The 21,998-nt window shown below is 41.6% G+C and carries 14 protein-coding genes; 3 read left to right on the top strand and 11 right to left on the bottom strand.

The genetic code is table 11. The annotated features are described in order from the left end of the window. Window positions 1-233: 233 nt before the first annotated feature. Window positions 234-1,739: a phospholipase effector Tle1 domain-containing protein gene (locus J7338_RS11150; protein ID WP_210797126.1), complete on the top strand. Its 1,506-nt coding sequence runs from the start codon at window positions 234-236 to the stop codon at window positions 1,737-1,739. A gap of 52 nt (window positions 1,740-1,791) precedes the next feature. Here J7338_RS11150 and eat read toward each other — a convergent pair whose 3' ends face one another. The 3 genes from eat to J7338_RS11135 are packed head-to-tail and all read right to left on the bottom strand — an operon-like array spanning window position 1,792 to window position 5,512. Continuing rightward, window positions 1,792-3,189, bottom strand: coding sequence for an ethanolamine permease (gene eat, locus J7338_RS11145; RefSeq protein WP_210797125.1), 1,398 nt, complete (start codon window positions 3,187-3,189; stop codon window positions 1,792-1,794). Window positions 3,190-3,239: 50 nt separating this feature from the next. Further along, complete coding sequence (gene eutC, locus J7338_RS11140) at window positions 3,240-4,109, bottom strand: ethanolamine ammonia-lyase subunit EutC (RefSeq protein WP_210797124.1); 870 nt, start codon at window positions 4,107-4,109, stop codon at window positions 3,240-3,242. Beyond that, window positions 4,106-5,512, bottom strand: a complete 1,407-nt coding sequence (locus J7338_RS11135; RefSeq protein WP_210797123.1) for an ethanolamine ammonia-lyase subunit EutB — start codon at window positions 5,510-5,512, stop codon at window positions 4,106-4,108. Before J7338_RS11135 ends, eutC begins: the two co-directional genes overlap by 4 nt. A 245-nt stretch (window positions 5,513-5,757) precedes the next feature. Here J7338_RS11135 and J7338_RS11130 point away from each other — a divergent pair, with 245 nt between their 5' ends. Beyond that, window positions 5,758-6,708, top strand: coding sequence for a helix-turn-helix domain-containing protein (locus J7338_RS11130; protein WP_210797122.1), 951 nt, complete (start codon window positions 5,758-5,760; stop codon window positions 6,706-6,708). A gap of 29 nt (window positions 6,709-6,737) precedes the next feature. On the opposite strand, the gene J7338_RS11125 is transcribed toward J7338_RS11130, so the two are convergent. The 8 genes from J7338_RS11125 to J7338_RS11090 all read right to left on the bottom strand — a co-directional run bounded on the left by J7338_RS11125 (window position 6,738) and on the right by J7338_RS11090 (window position 20,490). Next, window positions 6,738-7,415: a substrate-binding periplasmic protein gene (locus J7338_RS11125; RefSeq protein WP_210797121.1), complete on the bottom strand. Its 678-nt coding sequence runs from the start codon at window positions 7,413-7,415 to the stop codon at window positions 6,738-6,740. Between the two features lie 198 nt (window positions 7,416-7,613). Continuing rightward, on the bottom strand, window positions 7,614-10,241 hold the full coding sequence (locus J7338_RS11120) for a glycosyl hydrolase family 18 protein (RefSeq protein ID WP_210797120.1): 2,628 nt from the start codon (window positions 10,239-10,241) through the stop codon (window positions 7,614-7,616). A 66-nt stretch (window positions 10,242-10,307) separates the two neighbouring features. Continuing rightward, complete coding sequence (locus J7338_RS11115) at window positions 10,308-11,903, bottom strand: lytic polysaccharide monooxygenase (protein ID WP_210797119.1); 1,596 nt, start codon at window positions 11,901-11,903, stop codon at window positions 10,308-10,310. Between the two features lie 58 nt (window positions 11,904-11,961). Beyond that, the gene (locus J7338_RS11110) at window positions 11,962-15,117 is read right to left on the bottom strand and encodes a glycosyl hydrolase family 18 protein (protein ID WP_210797118.1); all 3,156 of its coding nucleotides are present in this window, start codon (window positions 15,115-15,117) and stop codon (window positions 11,962-11,964) included. Window positions 15,118-15,572: 455 nt separating this feature from the next. Beyond that, window positions 15,573-15,773 carry an alternative ribosome rescue factor ArfA gene (gene arfA, locus J7338_RS11105; RefSeq protein WP_210797117.1) on the bottom strand — a complete coding sequence of 67 codons (201 nt, stop codon included), beginning with the start codon at window positions 15,771-15,773 and terminating at the stop codon, window positions 15,573-15,575. Between the two features lie 184 nt (window positions 15,774-15,957). Continuing rightward, window positions 15,958-18,483, bottom strand: coding sequence for a TonB-dependent receptor plug domain-containing protein (locus tag J7338_RS11100; protein ID WP_210797116.1), 2,526 nt, complete (start codon window positions 18,481-18,483; stop codon window positions 15,958-15,960). 286 nt (window positions 18,484-18,769) lie between these two features. After that, window positions 18,770-19,420, bottom strand: coding sequence for a UPF0149 family protein (locus J7338_RS11095; RefSeq protein WP_210797115.1), 651 nt, complete (start codon window positions 19,418-19,420; stop codon window positions 18,770-18,772). A gap of 110 nt (window positions 19,421-19,530) precedes the next feature. Then, complete coding sequence (locus tag J7338_RS11090) at window positions 19,531-20,490, bottom strand: sensor histidine kinase (RefSeq protein WP_210797114.1); 960 nt, start codon at window positions 20,488-20,490, stop codon at window positions 19,531-19,533. Window positions 20,491-20,652: 162 nt separating this feature from the next. Between J7338_RS11090 and nosR the strand changes: the two genes are divergently transcribed. Continuing rightward, on the top strand, window positions 20,653-21,939 hold the full coding sequence (nosR, locus tag J7338_RS11085) for a response regulator c-di-GMP phosphodiesterase, NosR family (RefSeq protein WP_210797227.1): 1,287 nt from the start codon (window positions 20,653-20,655) through the stop codon (window positions 21,937-21,939). Window positions 21,940-21,998: the final 59 nt, after the last annotated feature.

The raw sequence follows: 21,998 nt of genomic DNA, 5'->3' as shown, positions 1-21,998 counted from the left end.
AATACCTCAGGCATCACGTTCTTTATGAAATACTAGCTCCTCAAGGTAATACTACAAATATAGTCATTCATTATGAGCTGCTACTAAAGGTTGTGTTATTGAATAAAAAGGCGCAGCAGTACTTTGTACGCTTAATAGATAGCAAAAAAACCTTATTGCATATTTACTTGGATTGTCTTCAAATTTAAATAATTTACCTGTAAGTTATAAAAAACCACATAAGGAATGATGCTATGACCGCGAAAACGCTGATTTTCAACTTTGATGGCACAGGTAGTGAGCCACGTGATGCTGAGCAATTCAGCTCTGCGCACTTTAAGGAAGATGCAAGCATTTCGAATATTCTCAAACTTCATTTATTAATGGGTGGCCAATTAAATAACGAGCCCGTTACTCCTTTTACTAATCAACTCAGCTTCTATTACCAAGGTATTGGAACCCAAGGAAGTCGTTTAAAGCGATTTCTCAATCAATCTTTCGCACCACGCGATGATGATGTTGCCAGTATTTTAAATCATGCTATAAATGATTTTGAACGCTACTACAAAGCTGGCGATACACTGTTACTCACCGGCTTTAGTCGTGGCGCAGCGCTAGCACGACGTTTTGCAAAGTGCTTAGAGCCGCTCATAGCTAATAATGTTTATTTATGCGTATTTGATACTGTGGCATCCATTGGTTTATCCAAAGTCACCAAGGCCACCCGAGGTGCTGAACATGTTATTTTTGAAAACCATACTTTAGCGACCAACATAAAGCAGGCTCTGCATTGTGTGGCACTGGATGAAAAGCGTCGAGCTTTTGAGCCTACTCTTATAAATCATCAAAACAATGTACATGAAATATGGTTTGCAGGCGCGCATTCCGATATCGGTGGCGGCTACTATCGAGATGGGCTCGCGGATATTTGCTTACGCTTTGCAATGGAGTGGTTACTTCAACTACCTGTGGCTTTATCCTTTTTAACTAGTCAAGAAATCGATTATTCATCGTTATTTCCTGCTGATCAAAATAGCTTTATCGCCCAAGATGATATGACCATCACCCCGGACCCTTTTGCATTAAGCCATCAACAGAATTATTTTTGGTTTAATCCTTTGTTTAAACTCATTGACCGTGAATGCACTGTACTGGTTAATGACGAACAAAGTGAGCTGTTACCCATTGTCCACCACAGTGTTGCAACACGTATCAACCAATTAACCAGTTATCGCCCTGAATCTTTAAAAAACCTCAGTTATCAACTGTTGTATGCAGATCAAAGTACATTGAATTTTAAAGGTTTATCTGCCCATATTGCTTTAAGAAATCAAAACATGTCGGTGTTGCAGATTGGTCAAAGCCAAGATGTGTTGATTTATGCCGCAGAGCAATACAATGCAACAGGACTAATGCTTGAACAAGGAGCAACTTATCGCTTTAGCCCTTATCCAGAACAATTTTGGTATGACGATGGCGTAAAATGTGGGCCACAAGGTTGGCACCGAGATAACCTACAGTTGGGTGTAAAAGAGATCCCCATGGCATTGCTCGAACCCTTTCGTCGTTTACCACATGCAAACTGGTTTGCCTTAATTGGTGCTATTGCCCATAGCGATAATGATGCTTTTGAGATTGCCGATGGGGGTGAGTTTAAAATGACTCACTCAGGGGAGTTTACGCCTTTTGCAAATGATTTAGTGCGTTTTTATGGCGCTAATGCAGGGCGTATAAAAATAAACGTGACTCGCCTTGGTTAATTACATTATTAATAGGCCGTGCAAACGGCCTATTAATAGCATTAAACTATCACTATTTTGCACTTAAAGCGGCTTCAGCTTCAGCCAACATAGCAAACTCTTCATCGGCACTGTGTGCGACTAAGTGCTTACTACTGTATGCAAAGTAATAAATCGCTCCGATCACAAATAACACCACAGTAAACAAGAATGCACGAGGATCAAACGCGTACACCCCTGTTAAAGCCACCAAAGATAAGACCAGCGCAATTGCTGAGGTTATCATGCCACCAGGCGTTTTATAAGGTCGTGCGAGTTCAGGCTGTTTAATACGCAGTAAAATATGGCTCAATGCCATCAATGCATACGAAACCGTAGCGCCGACCACGGCCATCGCCAGCATTAAATCCCCTTCACCACTGAGTGATGCTAAGAAGCCAAAAATACCCGGCACAATTAAGGCACGTGCAGGCACTTTTCGTGAAGTTGTAACCGACAAACTTTTTGGAAAGTAGCCAGCTCTAGAGAGCGCAAACACTAACCGACTATACCCATAGATAATCGAGAAAAACGACGCCACTAAACCCGCTAAACCTAATATATTAACGAGTGTTGCTAAGCTTGCATTACCTGTTACATTTAGCGCATCAACTAACGGAACGGCACTAGCGCCCATAGCGCTGGCACCACCAGCACCAGGGATCAATACAACAACTAACACAGCAGTAAACAATAAAAACAACATTGCGCCTATAATTCCTTTTGGCACGTCTTTAGCTGGATCTTTGGCTTCTTCTGCCGCTAATGGTACGCCTTCAACGGCTAAAAATAACCACATTGCAAACGGCAGTGCAGCCCACACCCCATACCAGCCAAAGGGTAAAAATTCGGTGGCTCCCGCAGCATCGGTGATGGCAATATCAAATAATCGTGACGCATCAAAATGTGTAAATAATGCGATCGCAGTGGCAATAATGGCAAAAACCGCTAAGCCACTTATCACCATCATCACTTTTAATGCTTCACCCACTCCCGCTAAATGAATACTGATAAACACAATATAGAACAGCGCATACACCCAAGGGCCATTAAAACCCAGTAGCGCTTCGACTGCCGAGCCAATAAAAATAACAATCGCAGCGGGTGCTAACGCATACTCGATTAACACCGCCAAGCCGGTCAGATAACCACCAGCAGGGCCCATTGCCTGACGCGCAAAGCTATAACCACCACCCGATGCTGGAATGGCCGCCGACATTTCTGCCAATGACAAAACCAAGGTTAAATACATCACCGCCATTAACACAGCAGCCACTGCAAAGCCGCCCCAACCAGCTTCTGCAATACCAAAGTTCCAACCCGCAAAATCCCCCGATATCACATACGATATACCTAATCCCGCCAGTAAAATCCAACCTGCTGAACCTCGTTTTAACTGTCTTTTTGCAAGGTACTCTTTATTATCTGACATTATCTTCTCCTGCTATATTATGTTGTAATTACGTTATGTTTTATTGTTGGTTATTCTGATAGTAAAAAGTTTGTTGTTTGCGTTTGATGTTCTATCACATCATCTTGGCTGCGATCTTTTAGCCCCACCCCCGACAGGTTTAAACGCTTCGCCTCTTGTAAAAGATATAAAGTACGTTGTGCTGCGTCCTGATATGACAGACCCGCTGGGCGAATATTAGAGATACAATTACGACAAGCATCATTCAACCCTGTTTTTGGCTGCCAAGTTAAATACAACCCTAAACTATCTGGAGAACTCAGCCCTGGCCGCTCACCAATTAATACCAGCACCACCTTGGCATTAAGGAGCTCGCCTATGTCGTCGCCTATCGCCACTCGACCTTGCTCCACTAAGCTGATCGGTGCTAAGCGCCATGGCTCGGGTTGTTCACGCAGTATTGTCAGCAACTGAACAAGAAAAGGATGAGCATTTTTTTGCACAGCTAAAGACGATAAACCATCCACAATAACGATTGCGATATCATGGTGTAACTCAGCGGCCACAGCCGCTTTCCTCATATAATTGCTTAGCTGATCGCGTGATGCTTGATCCAGCTTTCGACCTAAATCAGGGCGTTGTAAATAATGATTGCGATCCACGGCTTGGCTATGTAAATGCAGTGGTGACGCGCAAAAATCCTCTAGCTGTTCACATAATGCAGCCAAATCCAATGGAAAATTAACCGCATCTCGTGCTTGCGCATGGGAGAGTTGAAACGCCAACATTTCAGCCGTCGGCAGACTGATCCCAGCGCGCCCTAAACCAATGCGTGCATCGGTAAAGCTGCGTAGTTGCCGCCATGGGTTATGCACCACTTTGCCATTATCTTGATGTTGTTGCTGTATTTCCTGTGCCGTTTTGGGAGATGAGTTTTTCATGGCTGTCCACCACTTAAAGCTTTCAAAGAACGCGCAAATTGTGACGGTAACGTGTCAGACAAAATATGCTGCTGGGTATCTGTCATAATGTTCATTTTTGCCAGCCAAAGTTCGAATTCAGGTGCTGGACGCAAACCTAATACCCGCCTTGCATACAGAGCATCATGAAATGAGGTGGTTTGATAGTTAAGCATAATATCGTCAGATCCGGGGATCCCCATTACAAACGAACACCCCGCTACACCGAGTAAGGTCAGTAAGTTGTCCATATCATTTTGATCTGCCTCAGCATGGTTGGTGTAGCACACATCACAGCCCATAGGCACACCCAGTAATTTGGCACAAAAATGGTCTTCAAGCCCTGCTCGAGTAATTTCTTTGCCATCAAATAGATATTCAGGGCCAATAAAACCCACTACGGTATTGACCAGTAACGGTTTGAATTTTCGCGCTACGGCATAAGCACGGGTTTCACACGTTTGTTGATCAAGCCCATGGTGGGCATTTGCTGATAGCGAGCTGCCTTGCCCCGTTTCAAAATACATCACATTATTGCCTGCTGTTCCGCGCTTTAAACTTTGTGCTGCATCTTGCGCCTCAGCAAGTGTATTTAAATTAAAACCAAAACTTGAGTTAGTCGCCTCAGTCCCCCCTATAGACTGAAACACTAAGTCAACCGGCGCACCGGCCTCAATACATTCAATGGTGTTAGTTACATGCGTAAGAACACAGCTTTGAGTCGGGATCTGGTATTTTTCAATCACATCATCCATTAACCGCATTAATTTAATCGCTTGTGCAACATTATCAGTCGCGGGGTTAATACCAATTACGGCATCGCCACTGCCATACAGCAGCCCATCTAAAATACTCGCGGCAATGCCATTTACATTATCTGTTGGATGATTAGGCTGTAAGCGTGTTGATAAGTGGCCAGGTAAGCCAATGGTATTTCTAAATGCAGTCGTGACATGGCACTTTTTGGCAACTAAGATCAGATCTTGATTACGCATTATTTTACTAACAGCAGCAGCCATTTCGGGGGTAATACCCGCTCTGATTGTCGCTAAAACATGGCTTGTTGCGTGATCACTCAGCAGCCAATTACGAAAATCACCTACCGTTAAATGTGCGATTGCTGCAAATGCGTTAGTGTCATGTTCATCTATTATTAGCCGAGTAATTTCATCGTCTTCGTATGGGATCAAGGCATCGTTCAAAAATGTTTTTAAAGGGACTTCTGCCAGCGTCATTTGTGCCACGGCTCGCTCTTCGGCAGAACTGGCAATAACACCTGCCAAACTATCACCAGAGCGCTGCGGGGTCGCTTTAGCCATTAACTGTGCGAGATTGTTAAATTGGTAGGTTTTACTTCCTAACGTGTATCGATACGATTGACTCATAAACTTACCTTGCTGACAAAATGTGTGTTAAAAAGGATAGTCACAGCTATTGCTTCCACTACAATTAAAAGCAATAAAAAAACAATAAACAGTGCAACGATTCTTTTAAGGTAGCTTATAGCGTACCAAGCAACTATCAAGTTTTGGCAAATGTAATTTAAACAATAAAAATCAAATAGTTAAAATTTAAAATCGGATAACTACTGTTTGCTTGTAATAATTAGCCTGGGGTGTAATACGCAACTATGCAACATAATTTACCGACTAACGCACCAAGTAAGTGCACTTTAGCTACGACCGATGTGGACCAGCAGGCAGAAAACCTAACAAACTGGCAACAAAAATATGACCAAGTCAGTGATGGCCGCTTTTATGGCTGTATTGATGAAGTAGCTTTTGATGGTTTACAAGTATTTAAAGAGTATACTCAATGCGGATTACGACAACAGTGTAAAGTGTGGCCAAATGCGTTATGGCTTGGTATTCCGGTAAACGCACAAAACAGTAAAATTAACGGCCTTAGCATCGCTGATAATCAATTAATGTGCCGCCCAAGTGATTGCAACTTTGAGCTGATCACCCCTGAGCAGTTTAATATCTATGGCATGGTGATCAATCAAGATACGCTTCATCAAATTGCTCAGCGACAAGGGTTGTCGCTACAGGGCATTTGTGAGCATGGATCACCGCGAATTACAACATCACCACAAGCACTGCAACGTGCTCGAGAATGCATTGAACAAGTCATTTATGCTAATGGCGGTGGAGCAAGTGCGACTTTACAACACGATATTTTATTAAATTTAGTGCTGCACTTACTGCAATCACAACTCCCCCAGCAAAAAGTCACCCCAAGTTATAAACACCGTAAAAACGTTGTTGATAGAGCGAAAGAATTTATTCACGATCACCCAGACAACATAGTAACTATCACCCAATTATGTGAGTTTACCTACGTTTGTCGACGGACTTTACAATACAGCTTTGAAAGTATTTTAGGCATCAATCCGCTGCGTTTTTTACGCATGACCCGGCTTAACCAAATACGCCGTGAACTCAGTGAACCGCAACAAAATAAACCTATTTCAATGATTGCCGCCAATTGGGGTTTTTGGCATCCGGGCCAGTTTGCTAAAGACTATAAACAACTATTTGGCGAAAACCCTTCAGACACAGTAAAACGTGCGCAACTTTAGTAGCATCAATTGCGCTTAGGTGCAGTAAATTAGTCGGTATAGCTGGCAATTATTTGCTTGATATTCGATTGCATATCAATGATCGCAGCATTGATCGAGTGCACATTATTAATTGTGACCGTTTTTTTGCTGAGCATAAAATGGATTGGATTATCATGAATAACATAAGGATGCAGTGTAATAGCGGGGATTTTTTCTTGGCTTATGAGGTATAACCCAGATATCTCATCATCAATCATAAAATCGACGCGTTTAGCTTTTAACATGTATAGCCGATGCTTGAGCAAAGGTACTCTTACAAGTAAATCTTTATAGTTTGTAACTTTGCTTAGCTGCTCAAATTCTTTACCATAATAACCACCATTATTTACGGCGATGGTTTTTTGTTGCGCCAACAGGCTGGCTAAATCGTGTGTTAGGTAGTTAGCATCTTCATACCAGAATAGTCGTATTTTCTCACGTCTATACGGGGTTGAAAAGTGACTATATTGGGCACGTTGTTGATTGAAACTCGCAGCAGTTAATAGATCTACGCGGCCTTTTTCAAGTTCGACCAAGCCGCGCTTTGAGGATGGAAGAGGCACAAACTTACTACAGAATCCAGCATGCGTTAACACCAAACGGCTGATCTCCACATCTATTCCAGTAAGAGCCTGATCACCATCAAAGACAAACGGTGGCCAAGGTAATATTACCCCTACTAGCAAAGTTTTTTCGCAGCTGCTACTAATTGGACTCAATAATATAAAAAATAAGTAGATGAATTTAATAACAACAGCCTAGTAAAATTATAAACGTTTTGTACAGTATGGTGTATCTGACTCAAAAAACAAAAAAAGCAGCCCGAGGCTGCTTTAGGTGAGTGAATTACACTTTAATTTATTACCGGCTTGGGTAATGACTAATTAAAGTAATTTCCATACGTCTGCTACGCCTGGCTCATTTCCTTGAGTCCACCACTTCGCTTGGTATTTATTGCCTTGGTGCTTTACTTCATCGCCGCTATTATAAACAGCTGCAGATTGCCAAACTAATGAACCTGTATCATCTACTGGTGGAGTTGTTGCTTCCCAAACGCCACCTAAGTCAGGACGATTACCTTGAGTCCACCATTTAGCTTTGTATGTAACGCCGTTATAAACAACAGTATCACCACCAACATATACCTTACTCGCATCCCACGTATCACCTGTAGGAGGCGTGGTATCGGTGTTAGTCACCGTTACAGTAAAGCTTTGAGTGGTAGCAACTTGGCCATCACTTACGGACACAGATACTGTCAAGTTAGTATCCGTATCGACTGCGCCCGCCGTAAGGTTAATATTGGCACCACTGCCTACTAATGTAAGGCCTGCAGGGACATTCCATGTATAAGTCAGTGCGTCATTTTGCGCATCAGAGGCAACAACAGTTACCGCTGTAGAAGCGCCTTCTTCAACTGTAATATCAGCAATTGCATCAACTGTCGGTGCAGTGTTGTCACCTGTTGTTGGCGCGATTACATTAACTACAACATTTTGGCTTACTGTTGCTTTGCCATCAGTCACACTGACGGTTGCCGTAAACTGGCTATCTTGGGTTACGTTAGGCGCAGTAATTGCCAATGTATTTGTTGCACTACCAGATACCGTTAATTCAGGTGATGCAGTCCAACTAAACGTCAATGGATCATTATCGGCATCTGTTGCTGAGGCACTAACAGAAACACTTTCGCCAGCGTTAATGGCTACAGTGCTAGATACTGATAACACAGGTTTTTTATTACTTGGCGGTGTAACAACTCCACCTAAGCCATCGTGCATTGCATTGAGAATATCGCCATTATCGGCATCAATTTCCCATGCAAATAAACCACCTAGGTTGTATTGATTAACATAGTTACCTTTAGCAAGTACTGATTCACGGCTATCATAAGTGATTAGTTTACCGGTAGAGCGGTTCCACACGTACGCCGCTTGCGCTTGGTCATCGTAGCCAACTTCAAAGCCATTTACACCTGTGCCTGCGGCACCAATCATATGTGTTTTAATGCCTTTATAATCAATAACGCCATCTTCCCACACGCCTTGTGCAGTAGAGCCTGTTAATTTGCCATTGCCAGGTGCGGTCATCGGATTACCATCTATTGTAGTATTTTGAGGATATACGCCTTCCCAACCACGGCCATACATGGCCGTACCAACAACGATTTTCTTCGATGGTACATTTTGCGCTAGTAATAATTGGACGGCGTTATCAGTTGTATATGCAGGACCTTTACGTGGCTCGCCATTTTCATCAACTCCCGTACCATTACATTGCCCGACACTCATATGCTCACCACAATAAAGCGCAGTTTGGTGGCCTGTTACATTGCTCCATGCGCCGTAGAAGTCATACGTCATCGCGAAGATATAATCCATATATTGACTAGCCGCTTGATAGTCAACATCTTCAATTTTATCGTAACCTGCACCAATTGCTGACGTAAGCTCGTAAGTACGGCCAGTTTCAGCTTCAAGCTTATCAAGCATAGCGCGCAGTTCTTGCATTAATGCCACATAGGCTGGACCATCATTTATCGGATCGCCAATATCAGGGTTAGGGCCGTCACCACCAGGAAATTCCCAGTCAATATCAACGCCATCGTAAAACTTCCAGGTTCTTAAAAACTCCTCCATTGATGCTACAAAAATGTCACGGTTAGCTTTATTTGTAAAGCCACCGAATGGGTCTGATAATGTCCAGCCACCCACTGATGGTAAAACTTTCAAATCTGGGTAACGCTGTTTAAGGGCCATTAACTGTGCATACGTACCGCGGATTGGATCGGTCGCGTCCACTCCTGGTAACGCTTTTTGCACAGCCGCCCACGGATCGTGAATAACCACTTCATAATCAGCAGAGTCAGCACAGGCTGTTTCAAGTGCGCGCTTAGGGCCGCCAGTTAATGATGCATTTTCACCACAAATTGGAATAAAGCCATATAAAATGTGACTTAAGTTTTGTGCTGGCACATTCGTCACGTCGTAATCACGACCGTAAATACCCCACTCAACAAAGTAAGCACCTGTAACTAATCCTTGTTTAATACCAATATCACGGTTATTAGAGTCAACATCCATGGGTAATGGCGCTAAGTGCCCGCCGTCGGTATCGGCAATCACGATTGGCTTACCAGCACTGCGTGCGCAGGTAGTGCCACCTTCACATAGCTCTACATATAAAGTGTGACGACCGGCTTTGTCATAAGGAAATGAAATAGTTCCTGTTTTAGTGCCTGCTGTAAGTGTGCCTTCGTTTACCAACATATCATCAAAGTAAACTTTATAGCTGTCACCGCCATCACCACTCCATGCACTCCATTGAATGTTGATAGCGACTTGATCAACACGAGTAACCAGTTGCTTATATGACCCATTACCTTCTAAGTTCACTTCAACAAAAGAATATTGTTGCGGTTCCCAATTGATGCTTGGTGTAGATGGTGCCGCTGATACAGCACCTGCGAATAAAGCAACCACCATGGCTGCGGTTAATTTTTTAATATTCATATTTCTCTCTTATCCATTATTAATTTAATTATCTAATAAGTTTGAACTACAAAACTTAGGTTTTTATTAAAGTTTGGTCCATACATTGGCTTGTCCAGGTGTATCACCTTGAGTCCACCACTTAGCGCTATAGCGCTGTCCTTGATACGTTACTTCAGCACCACTTTGATAGGCTTTACTTGCATTCCAATCACTGTTCCTATCCGGTTGTGAATCGCTTTGCCATGCATTAGAGCTATCAGGTTGCTGACCTTGGTTCCACCATTTCGCTGTATAAACAACACCTTGAAAACTGACTTTGTCCCCAGCTTGATAAACAGCACTACTATTCCAAGCAGCAACATCAGGATCAGTAATAACACTGTCATTTACGGTGACTTTAAAACTAGTTTGAGTACTTAATTGACCATCTGAAACCGACACTGACACGGTATAATCGGTGCTTGCCGATACTTCTGGCGCACTAATCACCACGTTTGCATCACCACCAGTAAAACTCAGCGGCGCTGGCACTGACCAGTTGTAAGTCAATTGCGTTTGTTCATCATCAAAAGCATGTAAATGCACTGCTGTCGTAGTATTTTCTTCCATGACTACATCATCTGGCGTATGTACAATTGGTGCAGTGTTAGCTGGAGCGCTCTGCACACTTAAGGTATAAGTGTAATTTTCATTACTGCTATATACTTGATTAGTCAGCACATCTGTACTGTTATAAACCACGTCACCAGCTTGATTTTGCACGCCAATTTGTATTAAGTGGGCATAATCTAAGTTCAGCTGCGCAGCGAGTGTTTGTTGCCAATTCACTTGGTTTTCAGCGGTGATTTTTAACTGCTGGTTAATCACTTCTTGGCCATTTTCATCAAACAAACGTGCCCACACAGTGTCACCAGCAATTGCATCTTGTCCTTGACGAACAAAATAACCCACGCTTGTCCAAACACTTGGATCCGTTGGGCCTACGTCGGTCACAATGGTAATATCGCTACAATTGTAAAAGCCTTCACCCGCTGCATCGTTACGTTGCCAACGGCTATACAAAATAGCATCGCCGCTACGCCCTTGTGGAATAGCAACATTCATTTCGTAATAACGCTTTCCATCGGTATCTTTAATAACGTCAATATTGCCATGTTGTTGAACTAGCTCTAAATCAGCCCATGTCAATACATCAGTTGTCGCATTAAAACTTGGCTTGGTTAAATAAAACTGCCAAAAACTGGGGTTATGCGGCGTTGCTGCTAAGTAACGAATTTGAATTTCATCATTGGCATTGGGCACCACATCACTGCGTTGCCAATGCGCAGAAGGTAGATCCATACCACGCTTTGCGTTGTCGCCACCAGCACATAACGACCCATTTGGCACCTTAGCCTCTACCGCTGCTTGATTTAAGTAATCTGGTGTATTAGCTGAAAACTCAATATCTTGTACAAATTGCACAGTACCCGACTCTAAAAATGCGGCGCGACAAGCAAGGTTTGGAATGCTACTGCCATCTTCAGGCCACCAATACCCTCCGTCGGCTTTACAAAAAGCTTGACGCGCTTTTGGGCTATCCATATAGCCATGGGCGTTCACTTGCGCAGACATAATTGTTAGTAATACACTGCCTGCCACTGCCGAAAGTGATAATGTTTTATAATTAATAAGTCTCATTGTTTTATCCTTAAAAAAGCTAAAATTTTGGGGCTAATGAACTAGCCCCTATTATTACTTACAGACTACAACTTTTAGTCCAGTCAGCCGTTGATCCTGGCTCAGAACTTGTCCACCACTTTGCTTTATAAACCGCATTGTTATGAACCATTAAGTCACCGCCTGCGGCATGGCTTGGATTGCCAGCCCAATCTTTTTGAGGGAAGTTTGGATATACTGGAATTAAGCTCACAGCCACACCTTCACACATACCAGATGTATCACCATCACCTGGATCCGTTGTATCACCGCCACCGGTAGTACCATCGGGCAACTGCGGGTACTCAAATTTGAACGCGTAAACTTTGCCGTCTTTTTCTATAGTAAAGTTACTAGGACCGGTAATTGGCATGTAATACATCACCTGCGCATTAACTGTTTTACCACCACTGAAATCTTTCGGTTGACCGCCCCATTCATTGTTAAGAGTGATTGAAAAACGGTGGAATTCATTTTCATAACCACCAATGTTGTTACCTGCTGCATTTGAGCCATTTACTTCAACTGCCATACCCAATTTTTCTTGTGCATTCCAGTTAGATTTAAAAATAGCCGATGTTGATACCGGCACATCAAACGAGATTTTCGCACCGCTTAGATCAATGTTTGAGTTATTAGTGAACGCAAATGTTGGGCTAATTGGGTAGTTATCATCACCAATTGGAAAGTCTTTGGCTGCAAACGTTACATCTACCGCTTCGGTTGGTAGTACAAAGTTTGGATTGCCTGGGTGAGTGTCATACGCCACGCCACTTTGGTTAAACTTGTCATAAGCCAAAGCTGTTAAGGTAGAGCCCATGAAGTACTCGCCTTTTGCTGAATCAAAATCATAATCACCAGCAAGTTCCCAAAACATGATACCGCCAAGGCCATTGTTGATTACGTAATCAACTTTAGTTGCCATAGACTGCTCATCTTCAATAGATAGGAATACTTTTTTCTCTGCGTTCCATAACCAAGGTGCAACAGCAACGCTGTCATAATGACGTGTATAAGTACCCGTTAATTGATCATCAGCATCAGTCTCTGGCGTTAAGCCATACACACCTAAGTACGAACCAGCAATACCATTTTCAAGATTTTTAGCATGCCACAAAGGGTTAGAGCCTGCAGGCATTTCTTGACCTGCATCGTTCTTATCATGCCAAAGATTATCAATGCCTAATGCGCCATTACCACACTTGTTCTTTTCGCCAACACCAGTACCTTTTGCACAGTCCGCTTGGTTAGGTAAAGCAGATTGCCCCCACAACCCATTAGTACCACCACTAACATCTTTAAAACCACGGGTGTAGTAAGGAATACCAATATTGATACGCCCTGCCGATACTGCGCCGCGAAAATAGCGAACCGCCCAATCAGTATTTAAATAACCAATCCCTTCAAACTCTTTAGTGCTATATACATTCCACTGCGCAAGCTCGGAGTCAAGGCCGGTATCAAATAAGGCTGCGTTGTGGCCAACATGAGAGTTCCATGCACCGTGAAGATCATAAGACATGATATTGACATAATCGAGGTATTTAACCGTTTGAAATGTTTCCATACCACGCAGTAAATAGCCTGAAGAAGGCGATGCAATCGTTAATAAGTAATGTTTACCCGCTTTTTCACCAGCACGGTCTAACTCTTCGCGCAGCTTTTTCATTAGTACTTGGTAAGATGCATTTAAACCACTGCGGCGTGCATTTGAAATAGGAAAATCATCAGGATGGCCTGAGTCTTTCATTGATGATGGGTATTCATAATCAATATCAACACCATCAAAACCATATTTTTCAATGAATTCGACTGAGCTTTTTGCAAAGGCATCAATGCCCGCTTGATTAACTGAACCATCGGCATTAGTAGTCATGGTATAAAAGCCGCCACTTTCAACACGGCCTGTTTCATCAAAAAAGCCACCCGTTTCAGCCCAACCTCCAACAGATACTAATGTTTTTACGTGTGGGTGTTGTTTTTTGAATTTGTTTAAAAGATTGAAGTGACCTTTATACGAGAAGCTTGGGTCCATTTCGGCACCTACCACTTCTGGCCATTCCATATTTGTAGCTGGGTTACCTGCTGCATTTGGATCGCCAATCGATACTTTATTATTGACATCAACATGAGCAAACGCATAGTTGATATGAGTTATTTTATCCCATGGAATATCATTGACTAAATAGCTCGGTTGGCCATTTTCGCCATTGCGCCAACTGGTAAAGTAACCAATCACACGACGCGGATGATCTACCCCCATGATCTCACGACCATCTGCATCATACACAGTGCAGTACGGCGTATTGACACCCGGTGTTTGATATAACCCCTGCGGATGACAATCAGTGCCACCGGTATTTTCTTCAACAACAGTAAGCACCTTTGTGACTTGGGCTGCGGCGCCTTCATTATCGGTTACCGTTAACGTAAAGGTTACTTGACCAAGCGCTGTTGCTTGCCAAGCATAACTGCTTGATGCCGTGCTTGCTTGATGCACATCAGCACCATTAACAGCAAAGTTAAGCGCCGTTACTTGACCATCACTATCAGTACCGGCAAGCGCAAACACCACTTGCGAACCAACCGTTAACTCTGTTGGTAAACTGCTAAAACTAATTGTTGCCACCGGTGCTTGATTAACCGGATCCACAATATCAGTAACACTGATCGTATTGATCACTTGCGTAGATTGCGCGCCGTCGTCATCAGTTGCCACAGCACTCACTTGATGAGTGCCGACAACCGCAGGCCAATTAGTACTAAACGGTGCGCTACTATCAGTTGCGATTAATGCATCATCAACAAAAAACTCAACTTTTGTTACAGAGCCATCATCATCGGTTGCTTGCGCAGCTATGACAACGCTGTCTTTATCAACGAATTGAGAATTGTTTACTGGGGTTAATACTGTAATATTTGGCGCCTGATTCTCTGTGACAGCGCTGTCACACAAACCCAAAAGTTTCCAATCTTGCCAGTCACCAGCATTTTCAACTGGATTTGACTGTGTCCACCATTTTGCCTCATACGCATTATCTTGTGCGTGTACTTGGCTGCCACCACTGTGAGTTTGCCCCGTTTGCCATTGTGTTAATACACTACAGTCAACTGCTGCATGGGCACTCAAGCCTATAAAACTAAGTGATACAGCACTTAGCTTAAATGCATTTTTTATTGCCATTTGTGAGCTCATAGCTCCTCCACCCAAGGTTAAAAATAACATCAAATTTACAATTCATTTTAAAAACTACCACAGTTTACCCATACGTCAACTTAATTTGGATATGCAATGTATATAAAACAGCCTGCAAAACAGTTAAAAAGGACTATTAAAAATATTTTTAATAGTCATTTAACACTAAAAAAAGCCACCTAGTCTAAATAGTCGGTAAATTAGCACACAAAAAATGAACATAAGGTTAACTTCTGGTTAAGGTTTATTTACAAGTACCTAGTGGGCTCTAGCAACCTTTACGAAAGCGTAAATGAGAGTGAAAGTGGATAAAACAACAATAATAGATAGCTATATAACCAAAAAACCTCGCCTAGAAAAAAATTATCTAAGCGAGGTTTTATAAAAATGCGCGTGTTTGCTGTTTTTTGTAAAAACAGCATTTAGAATAAAAGCTCTATTTGATCGCTACATCATTAGGCTGCGATTAAATAGGACTCTCGTCCTACATGTTTGTTGTTGCGCTGATAAGCGCCTTTGCCTTTTTTAGCTTTAACCACTTGCGGTTTAAATACTTTAGAGGTAACCAGCGCTGCCAATGCGTTGTGCTTTATCACGCCGCGCCCAGTGTCTACTGCGGATTTGCTAACCGTTTTTTCTTTCGATTTTTTAGCCATATTATTTCCTATTAAGTAAGTTTAAAGTATAACGAGGGATACCATCCCACCGTGTTATTGATGGCGATTGTATGCTTAATTTTCAAGCATGCAATCATTTTTAATGCTCTTTTTAATCTATTTTTGCCATAAAAAAAGCGCCGTTTATAACAGCGCCTTTGCTGGTTTAACTTAGCCTAAAAAATTAAAAACTAAAGCTTACTTTTGCATAGTAACTACGGCCATCAAAACCGTATGGTACGGCACGTAACGGGTATTTAAATGCCCCATTTGAAATAGCGTTTAATACTTCGTCATCACCTAACTCATCTGGTGTTTCGTCAAATACGTTGTCAGCACCTACAGATAACGTAAAGATATCGTTAATTTGGTAACTTACATTTAAATCCACTAATACGGCTGGTTCTACCGTACTGGTTGCTTTAAATGAACCATCTGTTGCAAATTCAATATGGTCATTGCCAAAGTACTTCACATCAGTTTCCCCAAAGTAATTAAAGCGGATCATTGAGCTGTATGCATCACGCTCATAATCAAAGGTTAACGTTGCACGTTCACCCGGCTGCCCATCAGTTAAAAAGCTACTTTGAATATCATCAAGTGCTAGATTTTCAGGAATACCAGGTGCTGCATTGATACGGTCAATTTTGGTTTCGTTTAAATTACCGGCAAACGTTGCAGAGAAATTACCGTCGTATAAATCGGTGCGGTATGACGCAATAATATCGACACCTTCTGTTGTTGTATCGACTGAGTTTGAAAAATAAGCAGCTTGGTCAGATCCTGTTGCCTGAAGAGCAGCAACAGCAGTAGGGTTAAATGCAAGATCTTCAGCTTTAATAAAGTTACCCAAAGTGATTCGATCTTTTATTGTTATATGATAAAAGTCTACTGTTAATGACAACTCACTGCTTACATCATAAACAAAACCAAAACTAGTATTTCTGGAGCTTTCTAATTCTAAACTTTCAACACCTAAAGCAACAGGAAGATCTGAACCTGCTTTAGCAATAAATGATTGCTCAAGTTCACCAACATCATTCAAATTTGTGGTAAACGCAGTGTATGCGCTTTGCTGAAGTGATGGCGCTCTAAAACCAGTTGATAACGCGCCACGAACTGCGAAGTCATCGTTAAATTCATAACGCGTAGCTAACTTACCAATTAAATCATCTCCAGCGTCAGAGAAGTCTTCATAGCGAAGTGCACCACTGATATTCCAGTCATCAGTGAGCATGGTTTCTGCATCCACATAAAATGCATAACTGTCACGACCTTGCTTGTTTGATGCTTCTGGCCTTAAACCGTTATAAGCTTGAAAACCGCACTCAGCAACAAAATTAGGATTGTTTACTGAAGGGTACAAAGTATTATTATTAGCTAAACCACAGGCGTATGATGCTGCAATACCTGGTACTATTTCGTAATTTTCTTTTCGATATTCGCCACCAAATGACAGATAAATAGGTTCATTGCGACCAATGTCAACAATACCATTTACGTCTAGGTTAACTGTTGTTTGATCGAACCTAAAACCACCCGAATAACCACCACTAGGGCCTGTATTTGCTGCTATATCAGCATCACTTGCCGTTGGGTTATTAAATAAATACTCCGCCGCATAGGAAGCGTTTAATGTATTGCGTGATGTAAAGTCATATTGGTTTTCACCATACACTGCCGATACATCGTAGTTCCAATCTGGATTAATATCACCTTTAAAACCTAGCGCAATTGAAATATCCTGTGCTTCGTTATAAATGCGCGGTAAAAAACCATCACTGTATACTTGAGTAACATTTTTAGCTGCTTCATTAAAGTTACGATAAAAGCCGTTACCCAGTGCTGTGCGCTCAGAGTAACCACCAAATGAGTAAAGCTCGCCCTCACCCATAGGCAATGCCATATTGTAAAATACGGAAGTAAACTCACTTTCAGCATTACCTTGGCTCCAACGAACATTCTCAGATAACGTACCAGGCTCTACATCAAGCGAACCACCGGTATCACGCTCTGCGCGGTTAGTACCTTCAGCATCACGATACTCAAGTGATAAATTAATAAAACCGCCTTCAGTGCCCAAATCAAAACCGCGATTTAAACCTGCAGAAATTGTTTCTCCATCACCTTCTGCCGTTTCGCCGTATTGCACATAACCCGTTGTTATACCCGTTGAGTTATTCAATGATAAGTTAATGACCCCAGCAATCGCATCTGAACCGTACTGCGCCGCTGCACCATCGCGCAATACTTCAACCCCTTTAAGGGCTGATAGCGGGATCGCATTCATATCAGTACCCGCAGCACCTGCACCAATAGTACCCACTAGACCAAAAATAGATTGGTTATGGCGGCGTTTACCATTGACTAAAACCAGTGTTTGATCTGGCTGTAAGCCACGTAATGTTGCAGGACGGAATAAATCAGAGCCGTCTGATACTTGAGTACGCGAAAAGTTAAACGATGGTGCTGTAGCTTGTAAGCTTTGACCCAGCTCAGTAAAACCGCCTTTATTTAAATCATCAGCGTCAATCAAATCAATGGGTGACGAAGATTCCGTTGCTGTGCGGTTAGAGACCCGCGAACCTAAAACGGAAATTTGTTCTATGTTTTTATCTGCTTGAACTGTTGCTTCTTCAGCAATAACTGAAGAGGCGCTAAATGCAAGTCCTACGGCAATAGCCAATGTATTTAAACGAAGTGTTGTCATGTGTGTTATTCGACCCTGTTGACTCTTCACCTATTTACTCAATTGCAGTAGTAAACAGGTAGATTAATAAAAGTTATAATTAGTATGATCAAGCATGATTTACAAAATCACGCCTTGGCAAACATCCTAGCAACATACACACCTAAAAAGAAACATATTTAACTGCGAAAATGGTCGATATATGCAAAAATTAGCTTAATTTTCTATTATTTTATGTTTTTGATTGAATTTCGAACAAAAAAAAGCATGATTATTCAAATCATGCTGGTTGTTAAAACTCAGTTTACTAGCCTTCTTCTTCCCACAAAGCCAGTTTCTCGTCTTCTAGCATCAATGCCATGGATGCAATGCCAGTAAGACTTTCATCTAACCCGCTATAAAGTAGCGTAAAGCCTTCACTAAGTATCGCCGGTTCTGGATGCTCTTTAAGCGAGTCTGGCCACATCGCAAAAGTGGCGAGTAAATTAAGCGTCGCTTCAAAGTTATCAATAAATAACTGTCCATCCGCCTGATTTTCAACTACCTGTTTATCGGCACTGAGTAAAAAGTTAAAGTCATGCTGCCAGACTTCTTGATTCACCATATAAGCAGCTAAATAACCTACACACCATTGCTGTAGTTGCTCACTCGGCGCTTTAGCATCTTTACCATGAGGGTAAATACTTACCAGTATATGCTGCTGCGCGACCTGAGCTTCGGTCACATTATCCAGCAGAGTGATCATTGCATCATGCTCCGCTGAGCTTGTCATTAATCGGGTATAAATAGGGTCATTTTTATCAGCAATATAATTGGCAATTTCTGACTCACCATAAAACTCCGAGCACGCCAATAAACCACTGATAAAACCAATCACACTGTCAGTGCTCACCACTTTTAGTTCAGGGTGCTGACTTAGATAATCCCTAAGAACCAATGTACTTTTTTCATTAAGCATTATTCACCCTCAAGTTGTTATAAAATTCATTCCTACACTAACCAACAATTGGCTAATTTAAAAGCAAATTATTACTTAACCTAACTACGGTTAAATGGTTTTTGCTAGAGTTAAGGTCGTTCACTCAATACTGGAAATATACATCGCACACATGTACCTACATTTACAGTGCTCTCAATTTCAATTTTACCCTGATGATCATTAACCATAGTGTACACTAATGGCATGCCCATACCGGTCCCTCTGCCAACTGGTTTAGTAGTAAAAAATGGATCAAAAACTTTTGCAAGCACTTGCTCACTCATGCCACAACCATTGTCATTAACACTAATAATTATTTGTTGCTCGTCACTATCAACTTGCACATGAATATGTGCTTGTCTATCAATTAACGCTTCACAGCTATGTTTTGCATTAATAAGTATGTTAACCATTATTTGATTGATAGTTGCCAAATCACAATAACTTAGCGGCAATGCCGCAATAGCGGTGGTTAGCTGACAACCTTTTAATTGATTTTTAAGCAATTTAAGTGCATTTTTTACGGCATCTGTCATATCAACCAATTGTTTCTTGTTAGTTGTTGGTCGCGCAAAATTAAGCAAATTGCCCACGATTTGATTAATACGCCGTAAACCTTCAGCACTATCTGCCACTAGTTGATGAATATCTTGCTGCAGTTCAGCAAATGATTGCTGCTCACTAAGTGATGCTAACTGTTGTTGAAAATTTGTTTCACTAATCCTCTTGGCTAAATATTGCTGATTTAAATCAAGTAACTCACGAAAGCCATCCATGCCCTGTTGCAAACTTTCTACATTGCTCATTGCATAAGCTAAGGGATTATTAATTTCATGGGCAACCCCGGCACATAAAGTACCTAAAGTGGCCATTTTTTCTGCTTGAATAAATAACTGTTGTTGATACTCAAGATCAGCTACTTTTTTTATTAACTCTTCATTTAGTGCATATAATACACGACTTTTATCTTCAATCAGCTGCTCCGCCTTTATACGTGCGGCACGTTCACGAAAATAAGCTTGCTTGTAGTCTTCATCTATCGTATCCATCTTAATTAACCAGCAATTAAAAACGATTATCGTGTCATTAAAATTAGCACACCTAATGCTAATGACACGGTTTAATTAGAAAAACCATAGCAGACAAGCTATGGTTAATAATATTGTTTATCCATAGGTACAATCGTGAGTCAATCAGCAGACCTACCAACCATGCAAGTCTTATGCGTTGACGATGATGAGATTGTGCTACGTTCTTTATCAAGGCTATTCAAAACGCAGCAACTTACGGTACTTACCAGTGACTCGCCCATAGATGCACTAAAATTAATCAAACAGTATGAATTTGATGTAATTATTAGCGATATGCGGATGCCAAAAATGAATGGCGCTGAGTTTTTTCAACAAGCGCAAAAATTAGCACCTGATACTCAACGTATTTTACTTACCGGTTATGCCGATATAGAAATCACCTTAGCTGCGGTGAATCAAGGCAAGATCCATAGCTATATCCAAAAGCCATGGCAAAATGACTTATTACTACGTTGCATCACCGATAGCATTGAAAAATATCAACTTAAAAAACAAAACCTGAAACTCCAACAACAAATTAATCGCCATAATGAAGTCCTCAAAGAACTTAATAGCTCCCTTGAACAGCGCGTTGAAAAAAGAACCAAACAAATAAAACAAGTACTTAAAAAACTCGAAATTGCCAACGCCCATGAAAAACACGAACATAGTTCAACCGTTGAATTGCTCTATAACTTCATTAATGCCAATCCATATTTAGATGGCACCAAAGCGCAGAACATTGCCAATACCTGTACGCAAATAGCAAAACAGTTGCAGCTACCACCAAAAAATATCGAAATGGCGGCAATGGCTGGTTACTTAGCTCAAATAGGGCTGTTAGCAATGGATCCCGCACTTTATGAAAAACCCGTGCATGCGCTTAATGAACAGCAACGCAAAAGTTATTATACGCATCCAAGTACCGCACAATTGATGTTAATGCCTGCGACTCATCTGCATGAAGTGTCTGATGCCATTTATCACCAGTACGAACGCTATAACGGGAATGGCCTTCCTAAAGGATTAAAAGGTAATGATATTCCTCTTAGTGCAATGATACTCGCGCTGGCACGTGACTATTGGGATGCATTTGAACAAAGTAATTTAAAAGATGAAGAAAAGCACCAACATGCATTCGAAACAGTAAAAATGTACAGCGGTAACTTTTACCATCCTAAATTAGTGCAAGCTTTGGAGGCTTGCCGAGTTAAATGCATTAAGCAGCAAGCAAAAGTAGGCTCGATGAAAATAATAACGGCCAAAGAGCTAGCCATCAATATGGTACTTAGCCATGCACTGCATAGTCACACGGGTATAATGTTGCTACCAAAGGGGCATATATTTAGTGCTAAATCCATTGAAAAGTTACAGCAACTAGAAGCTAAAAAACCGACTCCATTTAGGATCATGATCAAATCATTGTAAATCAGTGATCCTATTTACCCTTTCATTCGTTACAATAGGCTATTAATATTAATAGCCTA

The organism is Pseudoalteromonas ostreae (genome assembly GCF_018069805.1).
In the GTDB taxonomy this organism is placed as follows: Bacteria; Pseudomonadota; Gammaproteobacteria; order Enterobacterales; family Alteromonadaceae; genus Pseudoalteromonas; species Pseudoalteromonas ostreae.
The sequence above is the reverse complement of the archived record's forward strand: the minus strand, read 5'-3'. Positions and strand labels throughout refer to the sequence as shown.

Coding starts and splice junctions, on each gene's coding strand:
- nosR (WP_210797227.1), top strand. CDS start 20,653: ATGCAAGTCTTATGCGTTGACGATGATGAGATTGTGCTACGTTCTTTA.
- J7338_RS11115 (WP_210797119.1), bottom strand. CDS start 11,903: ATGAGACTTATTAATTATAAAACATTATCACTTTCGGCAGTGGCAGGC.
- arfA (WP_210797117.1), bottom strand. CDS start 15,773: ATGGCTAAAAAATCGAAAGAAAAAACGGTTAGCAAATCCGCAGTAGAC.
- J7338_RS11110 (WP_210797118.1), bottom strand. CDS start 15,117: ATGAGCTCACAAATGGCAATAAAAAATGCATTTAAGCTAAGTGCTGTA.
- J7338_RS11100 (WP_210797116.1), bottom strand. CDS start 18,483: ATGACAACACTTCGTTTAAATACATTGGCTATTGCCGTAGGACTTGCA.
- eutC (WP_210797124.1), bottom strand. CDS start 4,109: ATGAAAAACTCATCTCCCAAAACGGCACAGGAAATACAGCAACAACAT.
- J7338_RS11090 (WP_210797114.1), bottom strand. CDS start 20,490: ATGGATACGATAGATGAAGACTACAAGCAAGCTTATTTTCGTGAACGT.
- J7338_RS11130 (WP_210797122.1), top strand. CDS start 5,758: ATGCAACATAATTTACCGACTAACGCACCAAGTAAGTGCACTTTAGCT.
- eat (WP_210797125.1), bottom strand. CDS start 3,189: ATGTCAGATAATAAAGAGTACCTTGCAAAAAGACAGTTAAAACGAGGT.
- J7338_RS11135 (WP_210797123.1), bottom strand. CDS start 5,512: ATGAGTCAATCGTATCGATACACGTTAGGAAGTAAAACCTACCAATTT.
- J7338_RS11120 (WP_210797120.1), bottom strand. CDS start 10,241: ATGAATATTAAAAAATTAACCGCAGCCATGGTGGTTGCTTTATTCGCA.
- J7338_RS11095 (WP_210797115.1), bottom strand. CDS start 19,420: ATGCTTAATGAAAAAAGTACATTGGTTCTTAGGGATTATCTAAGTCAG.
- J7338_RS11150 (WP_210797126.1), top strand. CDS start 234: ATGACCGCGAAAACGCTGATTTTCAACTTTGATGGCACAGGTAGTGAG.